Below are 18,336 nucleotides of genomic sequence, written 5' to 3' on the forward strand. Positions count from 1 at the left end.
GACATCCGCGGGCAGCGACGCTCAGGAGGAGCATGCCGACCACGGCACCCGCGCGACAGCGCAAGAAGTCCTCGTCCGCCCGGCGCGACGACGAGGCCCCCGTCATCCCGATCCTCGCCCGCAAGGTGCGCGAGATCGAGGCGAAGGCCCAGCGCAACAAGCTCGGCCCCACGAACCGCGTGAAGTTCCAGGTGATCGCGTTCCTCGTCCGCGAGGAGCGCGCCCGCGTGAAGGCCGACACGGCGATCACCGACGCGGCCCGCGTCGAGCTTCTCAAGCGCCTCGACGGCGTCGCGACCATCCTCGCCAAGACGGCGGCGCGCGACACCTCGCTCATCCAGCTCCTGGAGGCCGATCACGCGACCTCTCCCGTGGCGCGCCGCATGCGCCGCGACTGGCTGCTCGAGTCGGGTGCCGATCTCCCGCCGGAGGAGCTCGTCATCTCCGACGAGAAGCCCGTCGTGCAGGCCGCCGTCCTCCCCGCCGTCGTGTCGGAGCGCGCCGTCACGCCGCCGCAGATCGAGACGCGCCGCGAGGCGAATCCGTTCCTCGCCCCCGATCTGTCGCGCGCGCCGTCCGGCCCGACCCCGCGTCGTCGACTCGACGGCTGGGAGCTCATGGGCCCGCTCTACAAGGCGTTCGAGCTGGGCGCCGGCGGAGGCGCGGCGACCATGCCGCTGCCCGACGTGCCCGAGTTCGACCGGCTCTCGCCCAAGGGGCTCGAGGTCATGCCGCACCAGTCGCGGTTCCTCGAGGCCGTGCGGCAGGGGCACCGGTCGTTCCTCCTCGCCGACGAGCCGGGTCTCGGCAAGACGGCGGAGTCGGTGCTCGCGGCGTCGGTCGCGGAGGCGTATCCGCTCGTGGTCGTCGTGCCGAACGTCGTGAAGATGAACTGGGCGCGCGAGGTGGAGCGCTGGACGCCGCAGCGCCGCGCCACGGTCATCACCGGTGACGGGCAGGACGTCGACGCGTTCGCCGACGTGTTCATCGTGAACTACGAGATCCTCGACCGCCACATCGGATGGCTGTCGACGCTCGGGCTGCGCGGGATGGTCGTCGACGAGGCGCACTTCATCAAGAACCTCACGTCGCAGCGGTCGCAGAACGTCCTCGCCCTCGCGCGGGGCATCCGCGAGACCACCCCGGGCGGCGAGCCGCTCATGCTCGCCCTGACGGGAACTCCGCTCATCAACGACGTCGAGGACTTCGATGCGATCTGGCGCTTCCTCGGCTGGACGAACGGCGAGAAGCCCGGCCCCGAGCTCATGGAGAAGCTCGACGCGACGGGGCTGACGCCTGCCGACAAGGCCTTCTACCCCGAGGCCCGCGACGCCGTCATCTCGCTCGGCATCGTCCGCCGACGCAAGAAGGACGTCGCGAAGGACCTCCCCGACAAGCTCGTGGCCGACCTGCCCGTGCAGCTCGACGACGAGTTCGGGCGCGGCATCCGCGCGGCCGAGCGCGAGCTCGGCGGCCGGCTCGCCGCACGGTACCGCCGCATCATCGAGGCGCGCGGCGACAGGGGCCTCGCGCCGGGCGAGATCGACGACGACATCGTGCGCCTCGTGGCGCAGGGCGAGCTCGACGAGTCGAAGGCCGCCGGCACCGAGGGGGACAACGTCTTCGCGATGGTGCGCCGCATCGGCCAGGCCAAGGCGCTGCTCGCGGCGGACTACGCCGCGCAGCTGCAGCGCTCGGTCGGCAAGGTCGTCTTCTTCGCCAAGCACATCGACGTCATGGACCAGGCGGAGGCGCACTTCGCCGCGGCCGGGATCAAGGCGGTCTCCGTGCGGGGAGAGCAGTCCGGCGCCGTCCGGCAGGCTGCGATCGACGCGTTCAACAACGACCCGGAGGTCGGCATCGCGGTGTGCTCGCTGACCGCAGCCGGCGTCGGCGTCAACATGCAGGTGGCCTCGAACGTCGTGCTGGCCGAGCTCAGCTGGACGGCCGCGGAGCAGACGCAGGCGATCGACCGCGTGCACCGCATCGGCCAGGACGAGCCCGTCACCGCCTGGCGCATCATCGCGGCGCACACGATCGACACGAAGATCGCGGAGCTCATCGACCGCAAGCAGGGTCTCGCGGGACGCGCCCTCGACGGCGAGGTCTGGGACGAGACGTCGAGCGACTCCGTGCAGCTCGCCGCGCTCATGCACGTGCTCCGCCAGGCGCTCGGCGGCGAATGACGCGCACGGCATCCCGGGGCGTGAACACGGCGGCCCGGGATGCCCTAGCGTTGTTCTCATGAAGATCGGCGTTCTGACGAGTGGTGGCGACTGCCCCGGCCTCAATGCAGTCATCCGCGGTGCTGTGCTCAAGGGCACCGAGGCGTACGACATGGAGTTCGTCGGCATCCGCGACGGCTGGAAGGGCCTCGTGGAGGCGGACTTCTTCCCGCTCACGCGCCGTGACGTGAAGGGCCTGTCGAAGGTCGGCGGCACCATCCTCGGCACGAGCCGCACGAACCCCTACGAGGGCGACCGCGGGGGAGCGGAGAACATCGCGAAGACGCTCTACGGGCACAAGCTCGACGGCATCATCGCGATCGGCGGCGAGGGGACCCTCGCGGCCGCTCAGCGTCTCAACAACGACGGCATCCCCGTGCTCGGCGTGCCGAAGACGATCGACAACGACCTGCGGGCGACGGACTACTCGTTCGGGTTCGACACGGCCGTCAACATCGCCACCGACGCCATGGACCGGCTCCGCACGACGGGCGACTCGCACCAGCGCTGCATGGTGGCCGAGGTCATGGGCCGTCACGTCGGCTGGATCGCCCTGCACTCCGGGATGGCGGCGGGTGCGCACATCATCTGCATCCCCGAGGTGCCGCTGTCGCTCGAGGAGATCACCGAGCACGTGCTCGCGGCGGCCGAGCGCGGTCGCGCGCCGCTCGTCGTCGTGGCGGAGGGCTTCACGTTGAAGGGCCAGTCCGAGGCGTACAGCGACAAGGGGCTCGACGCGTTCAACCGCCCGCGCCTGGGCGGGATCAGCGAGGTGCTCGCGCCGCTCATCGAGCAGGCGACCGGGATCGAGACCCGCTCGACGGTGCTCGGCCACATCCAGCGCGGCGGCGCCCCCTCGGGCTTCGACCGCGTGCTCGCGACGCGTCTGGGCCTGCACGCCGCCGACGCCGTCGTGGACGGCGCCTGGGGTCAGATGGTCGCCATGCAAGGCACCGACATCGTGCGCGTGCCGTTCGAGGAGGCCCTCGGCGAGCTGCACACGGTGCCGCTCAGCCGCTACGAGGAGGCGGCCGCCCTCTTCGGCTGACCCGCCGCGGGCGGGGCGGCGTCGGCCGCCCCGCCTAGGCTGGGCGCATGCACCAGCTCGGCAGCCATCCGCCAGCCCGCCGCACGATCGTGCACCTCAGCGACACCCATCTGCTCGAGGGGCCGCTGAACGGGCGCATCGACACCGAGGCCAACCTCGTCCGCGCGCTCGCGCGCGTCGAGCGGCTCGTCGGCGGGGTCGACGCGCTCGTGTTCACGGGCGATCTGACCGATCTCGCCGAGGAGTCGGCGTACCGCCGGCTCCGGGCGCTCGTCGAGCCGGTGGCGGAGCGCCTCGGCGCGCCCGTCGTGTGGGTGGCGGGCAACCACGACGAGCGCGCTCCGCTGCGATCGGCGCTCCTGGGAGGAGAGCCGAGCCTCGAACCTGTCACCTCGGTGCACGACCTCGGCGGCCTCCGCCTCATCGCCCTCGACTCCTCGGTGCCCGGCTGGCACCACGGCCGGCTGGGCGACGAGCAGCTGGACTGGCTGCGTCGCGAGCTGGCGGTGCCCGCGCCGCTCGGGACGCTGCTCGCGCTGCACCATCCGCCGCTGCCGAGCCACGTCCCGCTCTTCGACATCCTCGAGCTGCAGGACCAGCCGGCGCTCGCCGACGCGATCCGCGGCACCGACGTGCGGGCCATCCTCGCCGGCCATCTGCACTACGCCACGAGCGGCACGTTCGCGGGGATCCCCGTGAGCGTCGCGTCCGCATCGTGCTACACGATGGACATCGCCCGCCCCGCGCTCTCGGTGAACGGGATGGATGCGGGGCAGACGTTCCAGCTCGTGCACGTGTACGACGACACCGTGACGCACGCCGTCGTGCCGGTGGACGCCGCCGACCCGAACGACTTCTTCACGCCGGAATGGTACGCGCGGATGGCCGCCCTGCCGCCGCACGAGCGCCTGGAGCGGTTCTCGCGCAAGCCGGCGTGACGCTCAGGCGTCGACGCCCATGACGTCGAGCATCCACGCGAGCTGGAACGCCCGCTCCCTCCACGCGTTGTAGCGGCCGCTCACGCCGCCGTGACCGGCGACCATCTCGCACCGCAGCAGCGCGTCGGCGCCGACCTCGCGCAGCCGCGCCACCCACTTCGCGGGCTCGACGTAGAACACGCGCGTGTCGTTGAGCGACGTCATCGCGAGGATGCGGGGGTAGGCGACGTCGTCGCGCACGTTCTCGTACGGCGTGTACGACTTCATGTACGCGTACACCTCGGCGTCGTGGAGGGGATCGCCCCACTCCTCCCACTCGATGACGGTGAGGGGGAGCGAGGGGTCGAGGATCGTCGTGAGAGCGTCGACGAAGGGCACGTCCGCGAGGATGCCCGCGAAGAGCTCGGGGGCGAGGTTCGCGACGGCCCCCATGAGGAGGCCGCCAGCGGAGCCGCCCTCGGCGACCATCCGCTCGGGCGTCGTGAAGCCGTGCGCGACGAGGTGGCGGGCGACGTCGACGAAGTCCGTGAACGAGTTGCGCTTGCGCGAGAGCTTGCCGTCCTCGTACCACGCGCGGCCCAGCTCGCCTCCGCCGCGCACGTGCGCCACGGCGAACACGACGCCGCGATCGAGCTCGGACAGCCGCGCGTACGAGAACCCGGGGTCGATGGAGTGCTCGTAGGAGCCGTACCCGTACAGGTGCAGGGGGCGCGGGTCGGCGCCCGGCTCGCCGAACGAGCGTCTCCACACGAGCGAGACCGGGATGGCCGTGCCGTCTGCTGCGGGCACCCACAGGCGCTCCTGCGCGTAGTCTGCGGCGTCGTAGCCGCCGCGCACCTCGACGCGCTTGAGCTCGCGCAGCTCGCCCGTGTCGACGACGTAGTCGTAGACGGCGCCGGGAGTCGTGAACGAGCCGTAGCTGAGGCGCACGACGGGCTGCGCCCACTCGGGGTTTCCGCCGGAGCCGGCGTCGTACAGGGGCTCGTCGAAGGCGACCTCCCGCACCTCGTGCGTCGTGTAGTCGAGGATGCCGACGCGCGGGATGCCGTCGGAGCGGTACTCGACGATCGCGAAGTCTCGCAGGCAGTCGACGCTCTCGAGCCGCGTGCCGGGCGTGTGGGGGATGACCGTCTCCGGCTCCGCGTCCTCGTCGTCGGCGGGCAGTCGGACGAGCTCGAAGTCGAGGGCGCCCTGGTTGTGCAGGACGTAGATCCAGTCGCGTCCGTCGATCACGGCGTGGTCGACGGAGTACTCCACCCCTGCCGAGCGGTCCCACACGGTGAGGGAGTCCACCGCGTCGGGGTCCTCGATGAGGAGGGGCAGATCGGCGACCGCGATGAGGTCGATCTCGCTCGTGGTGTTCGACGCCGACTCGATCGCGAGATAGCGGCGGCTGCGCGTGAAGCCCGCGCCGATCCAGAACGAGTCGTCGTCCTCGTGGGCGATCTCGACGTCGCCGTCCCGGCCGGCTTCGCCGACGCGGTGCAGCCAGACCCCGTCGGGGCGCCAGGCGTCGTCGACCGTGGAGTACACGACATACGCCCCGTCCGGCGTGAAGCGGGCGCCGCCGCCGATCCCCTCGAGGACGTCGGGCAGCTCCTCGCCCGTCGCGATGTCGCGGATCCGCACCGTGTAGCGCTCATCGCCGGCCGTGTCCACGCCCCACAGCATGCGCGACCCGTCCGTCGTCACGGAGAACGCCCCGAGCGAGAAGTACTCGTGGCCGTCGGCCTCGACGTTGCCGTCGAGCAGCACCTGCTCGCCGGGCACCGGGACGTCGGCCTCGAGACGCGGGGGCGTCCAGTCGTCCGCGTCCGCGAGGGGCGCGCGGCACTGCAGACCGTACTGCCTGCCCTCGATCGACCGGCCGTAGTACCACCATCCGCCCTGCCGGACCGGCACCGTGAGGTCGGTCTCGCGCACGCGCCCCTTGATCTCCTGGAAGAGCGTCTCGCGGAGCGGCTCCAGGTGCGCGAGACGGGCGTCGGTGTAGGCGTTCTCCGCCTCCAGATGCGCGACGACCTCGGCGTCGTCCTTCGCGCGCAGCCACTCGTAGCGGTCCTCCACGTCGTCGCCGTGGTGCGAGCGGACGACCGGGCGCGCAGCGGCGACGGGGGGAGCGGGGGAGACGGCGGGCGAGGGGACGGCGGTGCTCTCGGTGGTCACCCCTCCACGCTAGTCGGGTCCCGGTCGGTCGGGGAGGCACTGTACAAGGCGTACAGCCGCAGGTTCGAGCATGTACGCGACGTCAAGCGGAGGCGGCGGAGCCGGCGGGTAGGATCGGCCGCATCCCGCACACACACCGACGTGAGCACCCACGAGGAGCACCCATGGCCGACGACGCCGCGACGCCCATCCGCACCGAGACCGACTCCCTGGGGTCGATGGACATCCCCGCCGAGGCGTACTGGGGCATCCACACGGCGCGGGCGCTGGAGAACTTCGACATCACGAAGCGCCCGATCTCGGTCTATCCCGAGCTCGTCGTCGCGCTCGCGATGGTGAAGCAGGCGGCGGCGCGGGCGAACCGGGAGATCGGCGTCCTCGACGCCGAGCGCGCCGACCTCATCGACCGCGCGGCTCAGATCGTCATCGACGGCGGGTTCCACGAGCAGTTCGTCGTCGGCGTGATCCAGGGGGGCGCCGGCACCTCGACGAACATGAATGCGAACGAGGTCATCACGAACATCGCGCTCGGCCTCGCCGGCCGCGAGCGCGGCGACTACGCGTACCTGTCGCCCATCGACCACACGAACCGCAGCCAGTCGACGAACGACGTCTACCCGACGTCCATCAAGATCGGCCTCTCGCTGTCGCTGAGGTCGCTCCTGGAGGAGCTCGACCTCCTCCGCCGCTCCTTCCTCGCGAAGGCGGTCGAGTTCCACGACGTGCTGAAGGTCGGCCGCACCCAGCTGCAGGACGCGGTGCCCATGACGCTCGGCCAGGAGTTCCACGGGTTCGCCACGACGCTGGAGGCCGACTACCGCCGCCTGAACGAGAACGCGTTCCTCCTCCACGAGATCAACATGGGCGCGACGGCGATCGGCACCGGCATCACGACGCACCCGGGGTACGGGCGCGCGGTGGAGCGCCACCTGCGCGAGATCACGGGGCTCGACCTCGAGACGGCGAGCGACCTCGTGGAGTCCACGAGCGACACGGGCTCGTTCATGTCGTTCTCGGCGTCGCTCAAGCGCAATGCCGTGAAGCTGTCGAAGATCTGCAACGACCTGCGGCTGCTGTCGTCGGGGCCGCAGGCGGGGCTCGGCGAGATCAACCTCCCCGCCCGTCAGGCGGGGTCGAGCATCATGCCGGGCAAGGTGAACCCCGTCATCCCCGAGGTCGTGAACCAGGTGGCGTTCGCGGTGGCCGGGTCGGACGTGACCGTGACGATGGCCGTCGAGGCGGGGCAGCTGCAGCTGAACGCCTTCGAGCCCGTCATCGCGCACTCGATCTTCCAGTCGATCATCTGGATGCGCCAGGCAATGCGGACCCTGCGCATCAACTGCGTCGACGGCATCACCGCCAACCGCGAGCGACTGGGCGCGATGGTGGGTTCGAGCGTGGGCGTCGTCACGGCGCTCACGCCGTTCATCGGCTACGCCGCGGCGGCCGCGCTCGCGAAGACCGCCCTCCTCACGAACCGCAACGTGGCGGACCTCGTCGTGGAGGCGGGTCTCATGGACCGTGCCGAGGTCGACAAGCAGCTGAGCCCCCAGCGGCTGTCTGGTCTCGAGCCCATCACGACGGTGATGCCCATCGTGGCGGCGGAGGACATCCCCACCGCCTGATCCGGGCGTGACGGTCAGTCGGTCATGCGGCAGTGCGTCGTGAGCTCGCCGATGCCGTCGATCCCGACGGTCACGGTCGAGCGGTCGCGCAGGAGCACCTGGGGCGTGCGCGAGAAGCCCGAGCCGCCGGGGCTGCCCGTGGAGATGAGCGTTCCCGGCAGCAGCGTGATGCCCTGAGACAGGTGCGCGATGAGCTTCGCGACCGAGCGCACCATCTGGCCCGTCGTCGCGTCCTGCATCATGTGGCCGTCCACGCGCGTCCAGATGTGCAGGTCCTGTGGATCGGCGATCTCGTCGGCCGTGACGATGTACGGGCCGACGGGGGTGAAGCCGTCGAGCGACTTGCATCGGCACCACTGCGCCTCGGAGTACTGGATGTTGCGCGCCGAGATGTCGTTGACGACGGTGTACCCGAAGACGTAGTCGAGGGCTTCCTCCTCCGTCACGTCCTTGGCGGGGCGGCCGATCACGACGCCGAGCTCGGCCTCGTAGTCGACGGCCTCGCTGAGACGTCGCGACCATGTCGTCGTGCCTTCGTGCGCCTGCAGCGAGTTCGGCCAGAACGTGAACACCGTGGGGGTGTCGTCGGTCTTGAGGTTCAGCTCGCCGGAGTGCGCCGCGTAGTTCAGGCCGATCGCCAGCATGGACGGCGGCGTGAGGAGCGCCGGCGCGAACACGACGTCGGCGATCGGCGTGCGCTCGGAGCCAGGCGCCGCCGCGGCCTCGCGCACGGCGGCGAGGGCGGCGTCGCCCCCTGCGATGAGCTGCTCGACCGTGCGGGGTCCGTCGGCGAGCACGGAGGCGACGTCGAGGGCGCCGTCGTCGTCGACGAACGCGAGGGTGGGGGCGACGCCCCCGGGGAAGGTCACGTGGGCGAAACGCATGAGGTCCAGGCTATCCGGCCCAGCGGCGAGGCGATCACGACCGATATGCACGAAAGCTCCCCCTCTAGGCTGTGGACCATGACATACGGCACAGGGTTGACCCCGCCCTCCTCCCCGCCGTTCGCCACGTCGTTCGCGCAGCCGCACCGCGCGCCAGCCGCCGCCATCCCCGTCGGCGGTCATGCCGAGGCGCATCTGCCGCGCGTGCCCGTGCCGACGCGGAAGGGGCGCGGCACATGGATCTGGGTGTGGGGTGTCCTCGCCCTCCTCCTCATCGGCCTGGTGGCGTACTTCACGAGCGCGCTCGGCGCCGCCGCCTCGATCGTCGGCCTCGTCGTCGCCCTCGTCCCGTTCACGGTCGTCGTCTCGGCCATGCTGTGGGTCGACCGGTGGGAGCCGGAGCCCCGCAGCCTCATCGTCTTCGCGCTCGCGTGGGGAGCCGTCGCCTCGGTGGGCTTCGCGCTCCTGTTCGACCTCGGCGTGCAGCTCGTGCTGCCGCGCTCGCCCGTGCTCGACATCGTCGGCACGGTCGTGCAGGCGCCCGTCGTGGAGGAGCTCGCGAAGGGCGCGGGGCTCCTGCTCGTCCTCGTCATGGGGCGGCGCGCCTTCGACGGCCCCGTCGACGGCGTCGTCTACGGCGCCCTCGTGGGGGCGGGGTTCGCCTTCACGGAGAACATCCAGTACTTCGCCGTGTCGGTCATCGACGGAGGGGCCGCCTCCCTCACCTGGACGTTCGTCCTGCGCGGACTGCTGTCGCCGTTCGCGCACGCCATGTTCACGGCCGTGACCGGATTCGCGCTGGGCCTCGCCGTGCGCCGCGGGGCGCGCGCGGGGAGCATCCTCGCCTCGTGGCTCGTCGGGCTCCTCGGCGCCATGGCGCTGCACGGCCTGTGGAACGGGTCGGCGACGTTCACCGATCTCGAGGGGTTCCTGCACCTCTACGTCGTGCTGCAGGTGCCGCTCTTCATCGTGTTCACCGTGATGCTCGTGCGCCTGCGACGCGAGGAGGAGCGGCTCACGCGCGAACGGCTGGGCGAGTACGCCGCTGCGGGGTGGTTCACCCCGCAGGAGGTCGACATGCTCGCGACGCCGACAGGGCGACGCGCGGGGATGGCCTGGGCGCGCACCCTGCGCGGCGACCGCTCGCCGCTCATGAAGGCGTTCATCCGGGACGCGACGGCGCTCGCCGCGACGCGGCAGCGCGCGCTGTCGGGTCGCGATCCGCGGGCGGCGGCGGACGAGCACGCGCTGCTGCAGCGCGCCGTCGTCACGAGGCAGGCGCTCCTGTCGATGTAGGCCCTTGACAGGCCGCTCACGGGGGAGCATCCTTGCTGTCAGATCCACTCAGCGCCCGGACGTCTCGCAGGCATCGCCGCGGCCCGGGCGCTGAGTCTTGTCCGGCGCGGTCAGAGCAGGGCGCGGTCAGAGCAGGGCGCGGTCAGAGCAGGGCGCGGCGGTGCGCCTCGTCGAGAGCCCCTGAACGGTCGACGACACCGAGCCGCCGGTACGCAGCGCGCAGGTGGGTCTTGAGCGTGTTGGGGCTGAGCCCCAGGAGCGCCGCCGCGTCGGCGATGTGCTCGCGCTCGGCGATGGCGCGCAGCACGGCGAGCTGCTGAGGGCTCAGGCGCTCGTATCCGTAGGCGGCCGCCGGGGTCGCCAGGCGCTGCAGCGACGCGAGGTCGAGCGGGGCGGGCGTGCCGCATGCCGCGGCCAGCGCACCGAGATCCGCCGCGGACACGAGCGCCAGGGCGCCGCCGAGGCGGTTCTCGGACGACACCGCGAGCGCCTCGCGGAACGCGGTGACGGCGGAGGGCTCGTTGCCGATCCGGAGGAGCGCGGCGGCGCGCACGATGAGCGCCTCCGTGCGCACCCTCGGCGCGGGGTTCGCGGACTCCTTGGCGACCTCGGCGAGCGCGCCGTGCGGGTCGCCGAGCCCGAGCCGCGCCACACCGGCGCGGGAGCGGATCATGCCGGCCGCAGGCCGCGGCAGGGGCGGGCAGCGGGCGAGGTCGAGGAGCGCGGCCTCGTACAGGCCCTGGAAGGCGTGCAGGGTGCTGCGTGCGACCGCGAGCGCCGCCGCGTTGATCCCCGAGAGCGCGCGCGGACCGGGGGCGCTCGCCACGGCGACCTCGATCCTGCTGTGCATGGCGAGGGCATCGGCCGCCCCCGACCGTGCGCCCAGCACGGCGCCGAGCGATGCCGCGAGCAGGGAGAGCTCCTCGAAGGGGTCGCCCTCGTGGTCGAGGAGGCGGAGCGCCTCGAGGATGTCGAGCCGGTCGCCCGCCCGGTAGGCGCGCGCGAGGGCGAGGCCGCCGCGGATGTGCTGCACCCCCGGATGCCGCGCCCGCAGCGATCCCGCGCGCTCGATCCACCGATCGGCCTCCTTCCCCGAGCCGGTGACGGCGTGGATCCACGCCAGCTCACCGGCCGACTCGCTGGCCGCTCGTGCGCTGCCGGTCGCCTCGGCCGCGCCGTGCGCCTCCTCGAGGACGACGACGGCGTGGTCGGCGAGCGCCGCGGCGGCGAAGGTCGTGCCCCACTGCGTGAGAAGCATCGCCACGACGGGGCGGAGCCGTGCGCGCTCGCCGCCGTCGAGGCGATGCAGCGCGTCGTGCGCGTCGTCGGCCAGCGACGCGGCATCGGCGAAACGGCCGCGCGTGCGCAGGGCGGCGGCGCGCCCGGTGAGGATCACGATCCGGTCGACGGCGTCGAGGTGGTCCGGGACGCGCGGGTCGACATCCGGGAAGACAGGCGGCTTCGCGGGCTCCGTCAGCAGGTGCACGACGTACTGCCGCAGGCCGAGCCACCACGGCCGTCGCCGCAGCTCGACGGCCGGAACGGCATCCGCGACCGTCCGGATGAGCGCGGGGTCGCGATCGAGGAGCTCCGGCATGGCGGCCTCGACGAGGTCGAGGGCGTCGCCCCACCTTCCGTCCGCGAGAGCGTCGAAGACGGTGCCCGCCGTGTCCTTCCCCCGATGCTCCATGGCGTCGCCGTCACAGGAGGCCGTGTTCGGAGGCGGCCGCCGTCATCTGCCGGCGGTCGGAGACGCCGAGCTTGGCGTAGATCCGCCGCGTGAGCGTCTTCACCGTGTTCGTGCTGACTCCCAGCTCGGCGGCCGCCTGGGCGACGCTCCGCCCGGCCGCGAGGAGCCGGACGGCGGCGATCTCGTGCTCGGTGGCGCGCACCCCGGCGACCCGGGGAGCGGGCGGCCGGCGGACCGGCGTCGATGCGATGACCGCCATCGACGGGCTTCCCTCGGGAGCGAAGATCGCGAGGGCGTCGAAGTCGCCCTGCGGGATCTGCGTGAGGGCGCAGGGCAGGCCGTGCGCGTCGGCGAGGGCGACGGCCCGGCGGAACGTCGGGGCGGTCTCGTCGTCACGCCGACGGAGGTGCACGGCTGCGGCCACTGCGCATGCCTCCACGACGACGCGGGGGCGTCCGAGGTCGTGCAGGGCGGCCTGGGCGTCGCGCAGGGCGTGGTCGAGGTCGCCCTGCACGAGGTGCGCGACGGCGCGGAGCGCGCGCGTGGCGGGCTGCGCGGGGACGGGCAGCGTCGTGAGGAGCCGTCTGGCCTGCTCGCTGCTGCCGGTGTGGAGCAGTGCACAGGCCTGCGCCGCGTCGGCGAGGGCGAGGAGGGCGACGTCGTCGGACGAGGTCGCCCCCGATTCGAGCAGGGCGCACCGGGCGCGCGGATCGGCGGCGGGATCCTTGGCGTCGACGAGCGCCGAGAGCATCTCGACGTCGAACGCGTGATCTCCCGGCGCCCGTGCCGCCGCTTCGAGGCGGACGCGGGCGCCAGCGAGGTCGAGCGCGTCGAGCGCCGCCAGGGCCTCGGCGAGGAGGAGTGCGGCCGGGACGGCACCGCCGGGCACTCCCCGCGGCGCGAGCGAGCGCGCGATCGCCGCCCATTCGGTCCGTGCGCTCGGGCGGCCCTCCGCGGCGTGGAGCCACGCGAGCTCGGCGGCCGCGACGGAGCCGGCCTGGGGATCGCCCACCGCGCGCGCCGCCGAGTACGCCCGCGTGAGGTCCTCCTGCGCGGTGGCGAGGTCGCCCGCGCGGAACTCTGCGAGACCCCACGCGAGGAGCATCCGGGGCAGATCGCCGCGCAGTCCGCCGCGCCGCTCGGACGGCACGGCGTCGTACGCCGACCTCGCACGTCGGGTGAGCGCGAGCGCCCCCGCTGCGGACCCCGTCCGCCGCTCGCGGTCGGCGGACGTCGTCAGACGGACGACCTCCGCGAGCGCATCGGGGTGGACGGGTGCGGGGGACGGGGCGGCGGCCGGCAGCGCGCCGATGTACGCACGGGCGCGCGTCCAGCGCGGATCCGCCGCGAGCCGATCCCGCGGCACCGTCGCGACGACGGCGCGCAGTGCGGGCGCGCCGGACGCGAGCAGCTGGCTCCAGTTCTGCTCGACGATGCGCAGGGCCTCGTCCCAGGACCGGGCACCGAGCGCGCGGTAGACGCGTGCGGACGCGTCGGACGCTCGGTGCGCTTCCCCGGGTACGGAAGCGTTCGTACCGACCTTCACGAGCGTTATTCTGCTCCCGATTCGACCGGTTGCACCCGGATATCCGATATATGAGCTCCCGCCCGGGTGACGGAGGGGGTGAAACCGCGTGATCCCGCGGGAGCCGCTCCGAACGGGACGGGGTGACATCGCGGGTGAAGTACCCGTGCTCGGGCCCGGGCAGAGACGGGGAGACAGGAAGTTGACCTCAGCGGTCGGCTTGCCGGCCGCCTGCCCGCTCAGCCGGACCCGACCGGCGCACCCCTGCGGGCAGGAGGTGGGCGTGCGCCCGGGCAGGAGCGAACTCATGTCGATCATGGCGAAGACCAGCTGGCGGCGCTCGTCGCACGGATGGCGGCGACGCGCGCGCGCCGTGCTCGCGGCGGGCACGGCCCTCGTGCTCGCGTCGTTCGGCGTGCTCGTCGCCGTGCCTGCGCAGGCGGCCACGGTCGGCGGCATCACGACGGCGTTCGCGATCGACGGGAACAAGGCGGGCCCCTCCGACTGGGCCGCCTTCTACGGGCCCGGCCTCACACCGGATGGCGATCCGACGACCGGCATCCTCGACAGCTACTCGCTCGTCGAGGCGTGCGAGGGCGACGGATCGAGCCTGACGGACCCGACGGTGAGCGGCACGAACAGCCAGAACCTCAACGACGACCCGTGGCAGATGAGCCCCGGCCCGTTCCCCAACAAGAAGAGCGACCTCTGTTCGGCGGGCGGCGCATACGAGATCGTCGACGTCGACGGCCAGCAGCACGTCATGCTCTACCAGTACTGGACGCGGGCGCCGCAGGGCACGGGCGACCTGTCGATCAACTACTCCTTCGCGGGCGGAGCCGCCGGGCGCGCCGGCGACATCCTCATCCAGTTCAACGTCAACCCGAACGGCTCGACCAACGTCATCGGGATGGCGTGGAACGGGGCGTCGTGGGTCCAGACGGGCTCCTTCGCCTTCCAGGCGCTCCTCGGCCCGAACCCCGACATCGCCGGCTCGATCGGCGACACCTTCGGCGAGTTCGCGATCGACCTCACGGCATCGGGGATCCTGCCGGCGACGGGATGCGTCACCTTCACGTCGGGCGACATCGTCACCAAGACCGGCAACGCGGGCACGCAGGGCCAGCTCCAGGACTTCATGGTGGCCGGCGACCCGCTCACGATCGGCACGTGCGGCGGCCTCACGGTGGAGAAGGTCGTCAACGGCACCGCGCCGGCCGATCTGCTCTTCGACTACGTCGTCGACCAGGCCGACACCATGCCCGTCCACGGCCCAGCGGGGGCGACGGGGCCCGTGGCCGACACCGACGGCAGCGTCTCCGCGATCACCGCGCAGATCGCGCCGGACGCGTCGCAGACCTGGACTGGCGTCATCGCGCAGCCCGATTACCGCGTGGCGGAGATCGTCGATGACCTGCCCCCGGGCGTGACCGGGCTCTCGGTCGTCTGCACGTACCAGGACCCCTTCGTCGCGGGAAGCCCTCAGGTGCAGACGACGGTCTGGCAGGACGGCGCGTACACGGGAGACGACTTCGTGCTCTCGGCGGCGACGCTGGGGCTGATGACCCCTGTGTGCGTCATCACGAACCAGGTGACCTCGCTCACCCTCGACAAGGTGGTCGTCAACGACGACGGCGGCTCGGCGACGTCGGAGGACTTCCCGCTCACGGCGACATCGGGCCAGACGGCGGCGATCGACGGCGTCGACACCGACTCCGACGAGGGGAGCACGCTCTCGGCGCTCGTGGCGCCGGGGGCGTACACGATCGCGGAGGTCGGCCAGCCCGGCTACGACGCCGGCTCGTGGAACTGCGTCGGCGGCACGCTCCAGGGCGACGTCGTGACGGTCGCGGCCGGCGCCGGCGTGGTCTGCTCGATCGTCAACGACGACGCCCCTGCGCACCTCACGCTCGTGAAGGCCGTCGTGAACGACGACGGCGGCACGGCGGAGGACGTCGACTTCACCCTGACGGCAGACGGCCCGACGCCGCTGTCGGGCACAGAGGGCGCGCCCGAGGTGACCGACGTCGAGGTCTCGGCCGGCTCGTACGCGATCGGCGAGGACCCCCTCGACGGCTACGCGCAGACGGGCGTCTCGTGCTGGACGGACTCCACGCGAACGACGATCGTCCCGGTGACCGACGGCTCCATCGCCCTGGCCAACGGGGCGAGCGCGTTCTGCGAGCTCGCGAACGACGACCTCCCCGGCACGCTCCGGCTCGTGAAGCAGGTCGACAACGGCGACGGCGGCACGGCGGATCCGGCGGCGTGGGTGCTGTCGGCCGACGGTCCGACGCCCATCTCGGGCGCCGGCGGGACGGCCGTCGAGGAGGTCGCCGCCGGCGTCTACACGCTGTCGGAGACGAGCGGACCGGCAGGGTACGAGCCGGGCGCGTGGAGCTGCTCCGGCGCATCCGTCGCGGGCGACGAGGTCGTGGTCCCGAACGGGGGAGCCGTCGTCTGCACGATCGTCAACGACGACCAGCCCGCGCACCTCACGCTCGTCAAGGAGGTCGTGAACGACGACGGCGGCACGGCCGTCGACACCGACTTCACTCTGTCCGCGACCGGCCCCACGCCGGTGTCGGGCGCAGAGGGCGACCCGGCGATCACCGACGCGGCGGTCTCGACCGGCGTCTACACGCTGGGGGAGGAGGTGCTCCCTGGCTACCAGCTCACCGGCATCTCGTGCTGGACGGACGACTCGCGCCAGACGGAGGTCGCCGTCGACGATGCGCAGATCGAGCTCGCTCTCGGCGCGAGCGCCTTCTGCGAGCTGACGAACGACGACGTGCCGGCGCAGCTGACGCTCGTCAAGGAGGTCGTGAACGACGACGGCGGCACGGCCGTCGACACCGACTTCACGCTCCACGCCCAGGGCCCGACGCCGATCTCCGGCACGGAAGGCGATGCGGCGATCACCGCCGCGGTCGTCGATGCCGGCGTCTACACGATCGGCGAGGATGCGGTCGACGGATACGACCTCACCGGCCTGTCGTGCTGGACCACGGCCGACCGCGACACCGAGGTGCCGGTCGAGAACGGGCAGATCACGCTGAGCGGGGCGGGCACCGCCTACTGCGAGCTGACGAACGACGACATCGCCCCGCGCCTCACCCTCGTCAAGCAGGTCGTGAACGACGACGGCGGAACGCTCGGCACGGAAGACTTCCCGCTCACGGCCGACGGGCCCGACCTCGTGACGGGCGCATCCGGCGACGACGCGGTCACCGATGTCGCGGTCGCGGCCGGTTCGTACACGCTGTCGGAGCAGACGCAGGAGGGCTACGCGGCGGGCGACTGGAGCTGCGCCGGCGGCGTGCTCTCGGGCGACGTGCTCGAGCTGGCCGTCGGCGACACGGCGGTGTGCACGATCGTCAACGACGACGAGCCCGGCGAGCTCACCCTCATCAAGAGCGTGACGAACGACGACGGGGGAGAGGTCGACCCGGCCGCGTGGACCCTCACGGCAGACGGCCCGGTCACGGTGAGCGGCGTCACGGGTGATCCCGAGATCACCGATGCGACCGTGCCCGCCGGCGCGTACACGCTGACGGAGGACGGCCCCGGCGGCTACCAGCCGGGCGCCTGGGTCTGCGAGGGCGGCAGCGTGACAGCCGAGGGTGTCGTGACGGTGCCGAACGGCGGCGATGTCACGTGCACGATCGTCAACGACGACGTGGCGCCCCGGCTCACCCTCGTCAAGCAGGTGGTGAACGACGACGGCGGCACGTCCGTCGCGACCGACTGGACCCTGACGGCGTCCGGCGAGATCGAGATCTCCGGTGCCACGGGAGCCCCCGCCGTCACCGACGCCGCCGTGTTCGCCGGCGCCTACGACCTCACGGAGAGCGGTCCCGACGGCTATGCGGCGGGCGACTGGAGCTGCGACGGCGGAGCGCTCGACGGCGCCACGCTCACCCTCGGCATCGGCGAGAGCGCCGTGTGCACGATCGTGAACGACGACATCGCCCCCCGACTCACCCTCGTCAAGGTCGTCGTGAACGACGACGGCGGCACCCGGACGGTCGACGACTTCCCGCTCACGGCCGAGGGGCCGGAGACCGTCACCGGCATCTCGGGCGCGGTCGAGGTGACGGACGTCGCGGTGGCCCCGGGGGCGTACACGCTCTCGGAGGTCGAGCAGCCCGGCTATGCGGCGGGCGCGTGGAGCTGTGCCGGCGGCACGCAGGAGGGCGACCAGCTGACGATCGACATCGGGGAGAGCGCCGTGTGCACGATCGTGAACGACGATGTCGCGCCCACCCTCACGCTCGTGAAGACGGTCGTGAACGACGACGGCGGCGCGGCGTCGGCGATCGACTGGACGCTCGAGGCCGACGGCCCGACGCCGCTGTCGGGTTCCACCGGCAGCGAGGAGGTGACGGTCGTGGACGTGCTGGCCGGCACCTACGTCCTGTCGGAGTCGGGGCCTTCGGGGTACGCCGCGGGCGCCTGGAGCTGCGACGGCGGTGCGCTGGAGGGCGACGAGCTCGTGCTCGGCGTCGGCGAGGACGCCGTCTGCACGATCGTCAACGACGACGTGCCGGCGGTGCTGACGCTCGTGAAGGATGTCGTGAACGACGACGGCGGCACGGCGGTGGACACCGACTTCACGCTGACGGCTGACGGTCCGACGCCGGTCTCGGGTGCGGAGGGCGATGCGGCGGTGACCGGTGCGGAGGTGTCGGCGGGCGGGTACGTGATCGGCGAGACGGCGTTCGACGGGTACTCCCTCGTCGACGTGTCCTGCTGGACCGATGCGACGCGCGAGACTCCCGTGGAGGTGGTCGACGGGCGGATCGAGCTCGCGAACGGCGGGAGCGCCGTCTGCGAGCTGACGAACGACGACGTGCCGGCGGTGCTGACGCTCGTGAAGGATGTCGTGAACGACGACGGCGGCACGGCGGTGGACACCGACTTCACGCTGACGGCTGAC

Annotated in this window: 10 protein-coding genes; 6 read left to right on the forward strand and 4 right to left on the reverse strand. The window is 72.3% G+C overall.

Annotated elements, in window-relative coordinates; translation table 11 throughout:
* Window positions 1–32 precede the first annotated feature (32 nt).
* The 3 genes from ACWGPF_RS12340 to ACWGPF_RS12350 are packed head-to-tail and all read left to right on the forward strand — an operon-like array spanning window position 33 to window position 4,211.
* Window positions 33–2,186, forward strand: coding sequence for a DEAD/DEAH box helicase (locus ACWGPF_RS12340; RefSeq protein ID WP_452333100.1), 2,154 nt, complete (start codon window positions 33–35; stop codon window positions 2,184–2,186).
* 58 nt (window positions 2,187–2,244) lie between these two features.
* A complete protein-coding gene (locus ACWGPF_RS12345; RefSeq protein ID WP_345439718.1) occupies window positions 2,245–3,273 on the forward strand; it encodes an ATP-dependent 6-phosphofructokinase in 1,029 nt (342 codons plus the stop codon).
* Between the two features lie 47 nt (window positions 3,274–3,320).
* Window positions 3,321–4,211 (forward strand): phosphodiesterase, encoded by an 891-nt coding sequence (locus ACWGPF_RS12350; protein ID WP_452333101.1) that lies wholly within the window; start codon window positions 3,321–3,323, stop codon window positions 4,209–4,211.
* Between the two features lie 3 nt (window positions 4,212–4,214).
* Here ACWGPF_RS12350 and ACWGPF_RS12355 read toward each other — a convergent pair whose 3' ends face one another.
* Window positions 4,215–6,377 carry a S9 family peptidase gene (locus ACWGPF_RS12355; protein ID WP_452333102.1) on the reverse strand — a complete coding sequence of 721 codons (2,163 nt, stop codon included), beginning with the start codon at window positions 6,375–6,377 and terminating at the stop codon, window positions 4,215–4,217.
* A gap of 164 nt (window positions 6,378–6,541) precedes the next feature.
* Between ACWGPF_RS12355 and ACWGPF_RS12360 the strand changes: the two genes are divergently transcribed.
* Entirely contained in the window at window positions 6,542–8,002 is a 1,461-nt protein-coding gene (locus ACWGPF_RS12360) for an aspartate ammonia-lyase (protein WP_452333103.1), read from the forward strand.
* Between the two features lie 14 nt (window positions 8,003–8,016).
* Here ACWGPF_RS12360 and ACWGPF_RS12365 read toward each other — a convergent pair whose 3' ends face one another.
* Window positions 8,017–8,886 (reverse strand): fumarylacetoacetate hydrolase family protein, encoded by an 870-nt coding sequence (locus ACWGPF_RS12365; RefSeq protein ID WP_452333104.1) that lies wholly within the window; start codon window positions 8,884–8,886, stop codon window positions 8,017–8,019.
* Between the two features lie 78 nt (window positions 8,887–8,964).
* On the opposite strand from ACWGPF_RS12365, the gene ACWGPF_RS12370 reads away from it, so the two are divergent.
* Entirely contained in the window at window positions 8,965–10,182 is a 1,218-nt protein-coding gene (locus ACWGPF_RS12370) for a PrsW family intramembrane metalloprotease (RefSeq protein WP_452333105.1), read from the forward strand.
* A 142-nt stretch (window positions 10,183–10,324) separates the two neighbouring features.
* Here ACWGPF_RS12370 and ACWGPF_RS12375 read toward each other — a convergent pair whose 3' ends face one another.
* Together ACWGPF_RS12375 and ACWGPF_RS12380 are read right to left on the reverse strand one after the other, a co-directional pair.
* Window positions 10,325–11,872 (reverse strand): response regulator transcription factor, encoded by a 1,548-nt coding sequence (locus ACWGPF_RS12375; protein ID WP_452333106.1) that lies wholly within the window; start codon window positions 11,870–11,872, stop codon window positions 10,325–10,327.
* Between the two features lie 10 nt (window positions 11,873–11,882).
* A complete protein-coding gene (locus ACWGPF_RS12380; RefSeq protein ID WP_452333107.1) occupies window positions 11,883–13,418 on the reverse strand; it encodes a LuxR C-terminal-related transcriptional regulator in 1,536 nt (511 codons plus the stop codon).
* A gap of 286 nt (window positions 13,419–13,704) precedes the next feature.
* Here ACWGPF_RS12380 and ACWGPF_RS12385 point away from each other — a divergent pair.
* Window positions 13,705–18,336, forward strand: a 4,632-nt coding sequence (locus tag ACWGPF_RS12385; RefSeq protein WP_452333108.1) for a hypothetical protein, incomplete at its 3' end; no start/stop codon positions are given.

The sequence above is a fragment of the Microbacterium sp. NPDC055683 genome (genome assembly GCF_053617895.1).

Bases quoted from the DNA above. Each gene is read 5' to 3' on its own strand.
- ACWGPF_RS12340 (WP_452333100.1), top strand. From the start codon at position 33: ATGCCGACCACGGCACCCGCGCGACAGCGCAAGAAGTCCTCGTCCGCC.
- ACWGPF_RS12345 (WP_345439718.1), top strand. From the start codon at position 2,245: ATGAAGATCGGCGTTCTGACGAGTGGTGGCGACTGCCCCGGCCTCAAT.
- ACWGPF_RS12350 (WP_452333101.1), top strand. From the start codon at position 3,321: ATGCACCAGCTCGGCAGCCATCCGCCAGCCCGCCGCACGATCGTGCAC.
- ACWGPF_RS12360 (WP_452333103.1), top strand. From the start codon at position 6,542: ATGGCCGACGACGCCGCGACGCCCATCCGCACCGAGACCGACTCCCTG.
- ACWGPF_RS12365 (WP_452333104.1), bottom strand. From the start codon at position 8,886: ATGCGTTTCGCCCACGTGACCTTCCCCGGGGGCGTCGCCCCCACCCTC.
- ACWGPF_RS12370 (WP_452333105.1), top strand. From the start codon at position 8,965: ATGACATACGGCACAGGGTTGACCCCGCCCTCCTCCCCGCCGTTCGCC.
- ACWGPF_RS12375 (WP_452333106.1), bottom strand. From the start codon at position 11,872: ATGGAGCATCGGGGGAAGGACACGGCGGGCACCGTCTTCGACGCTCTC.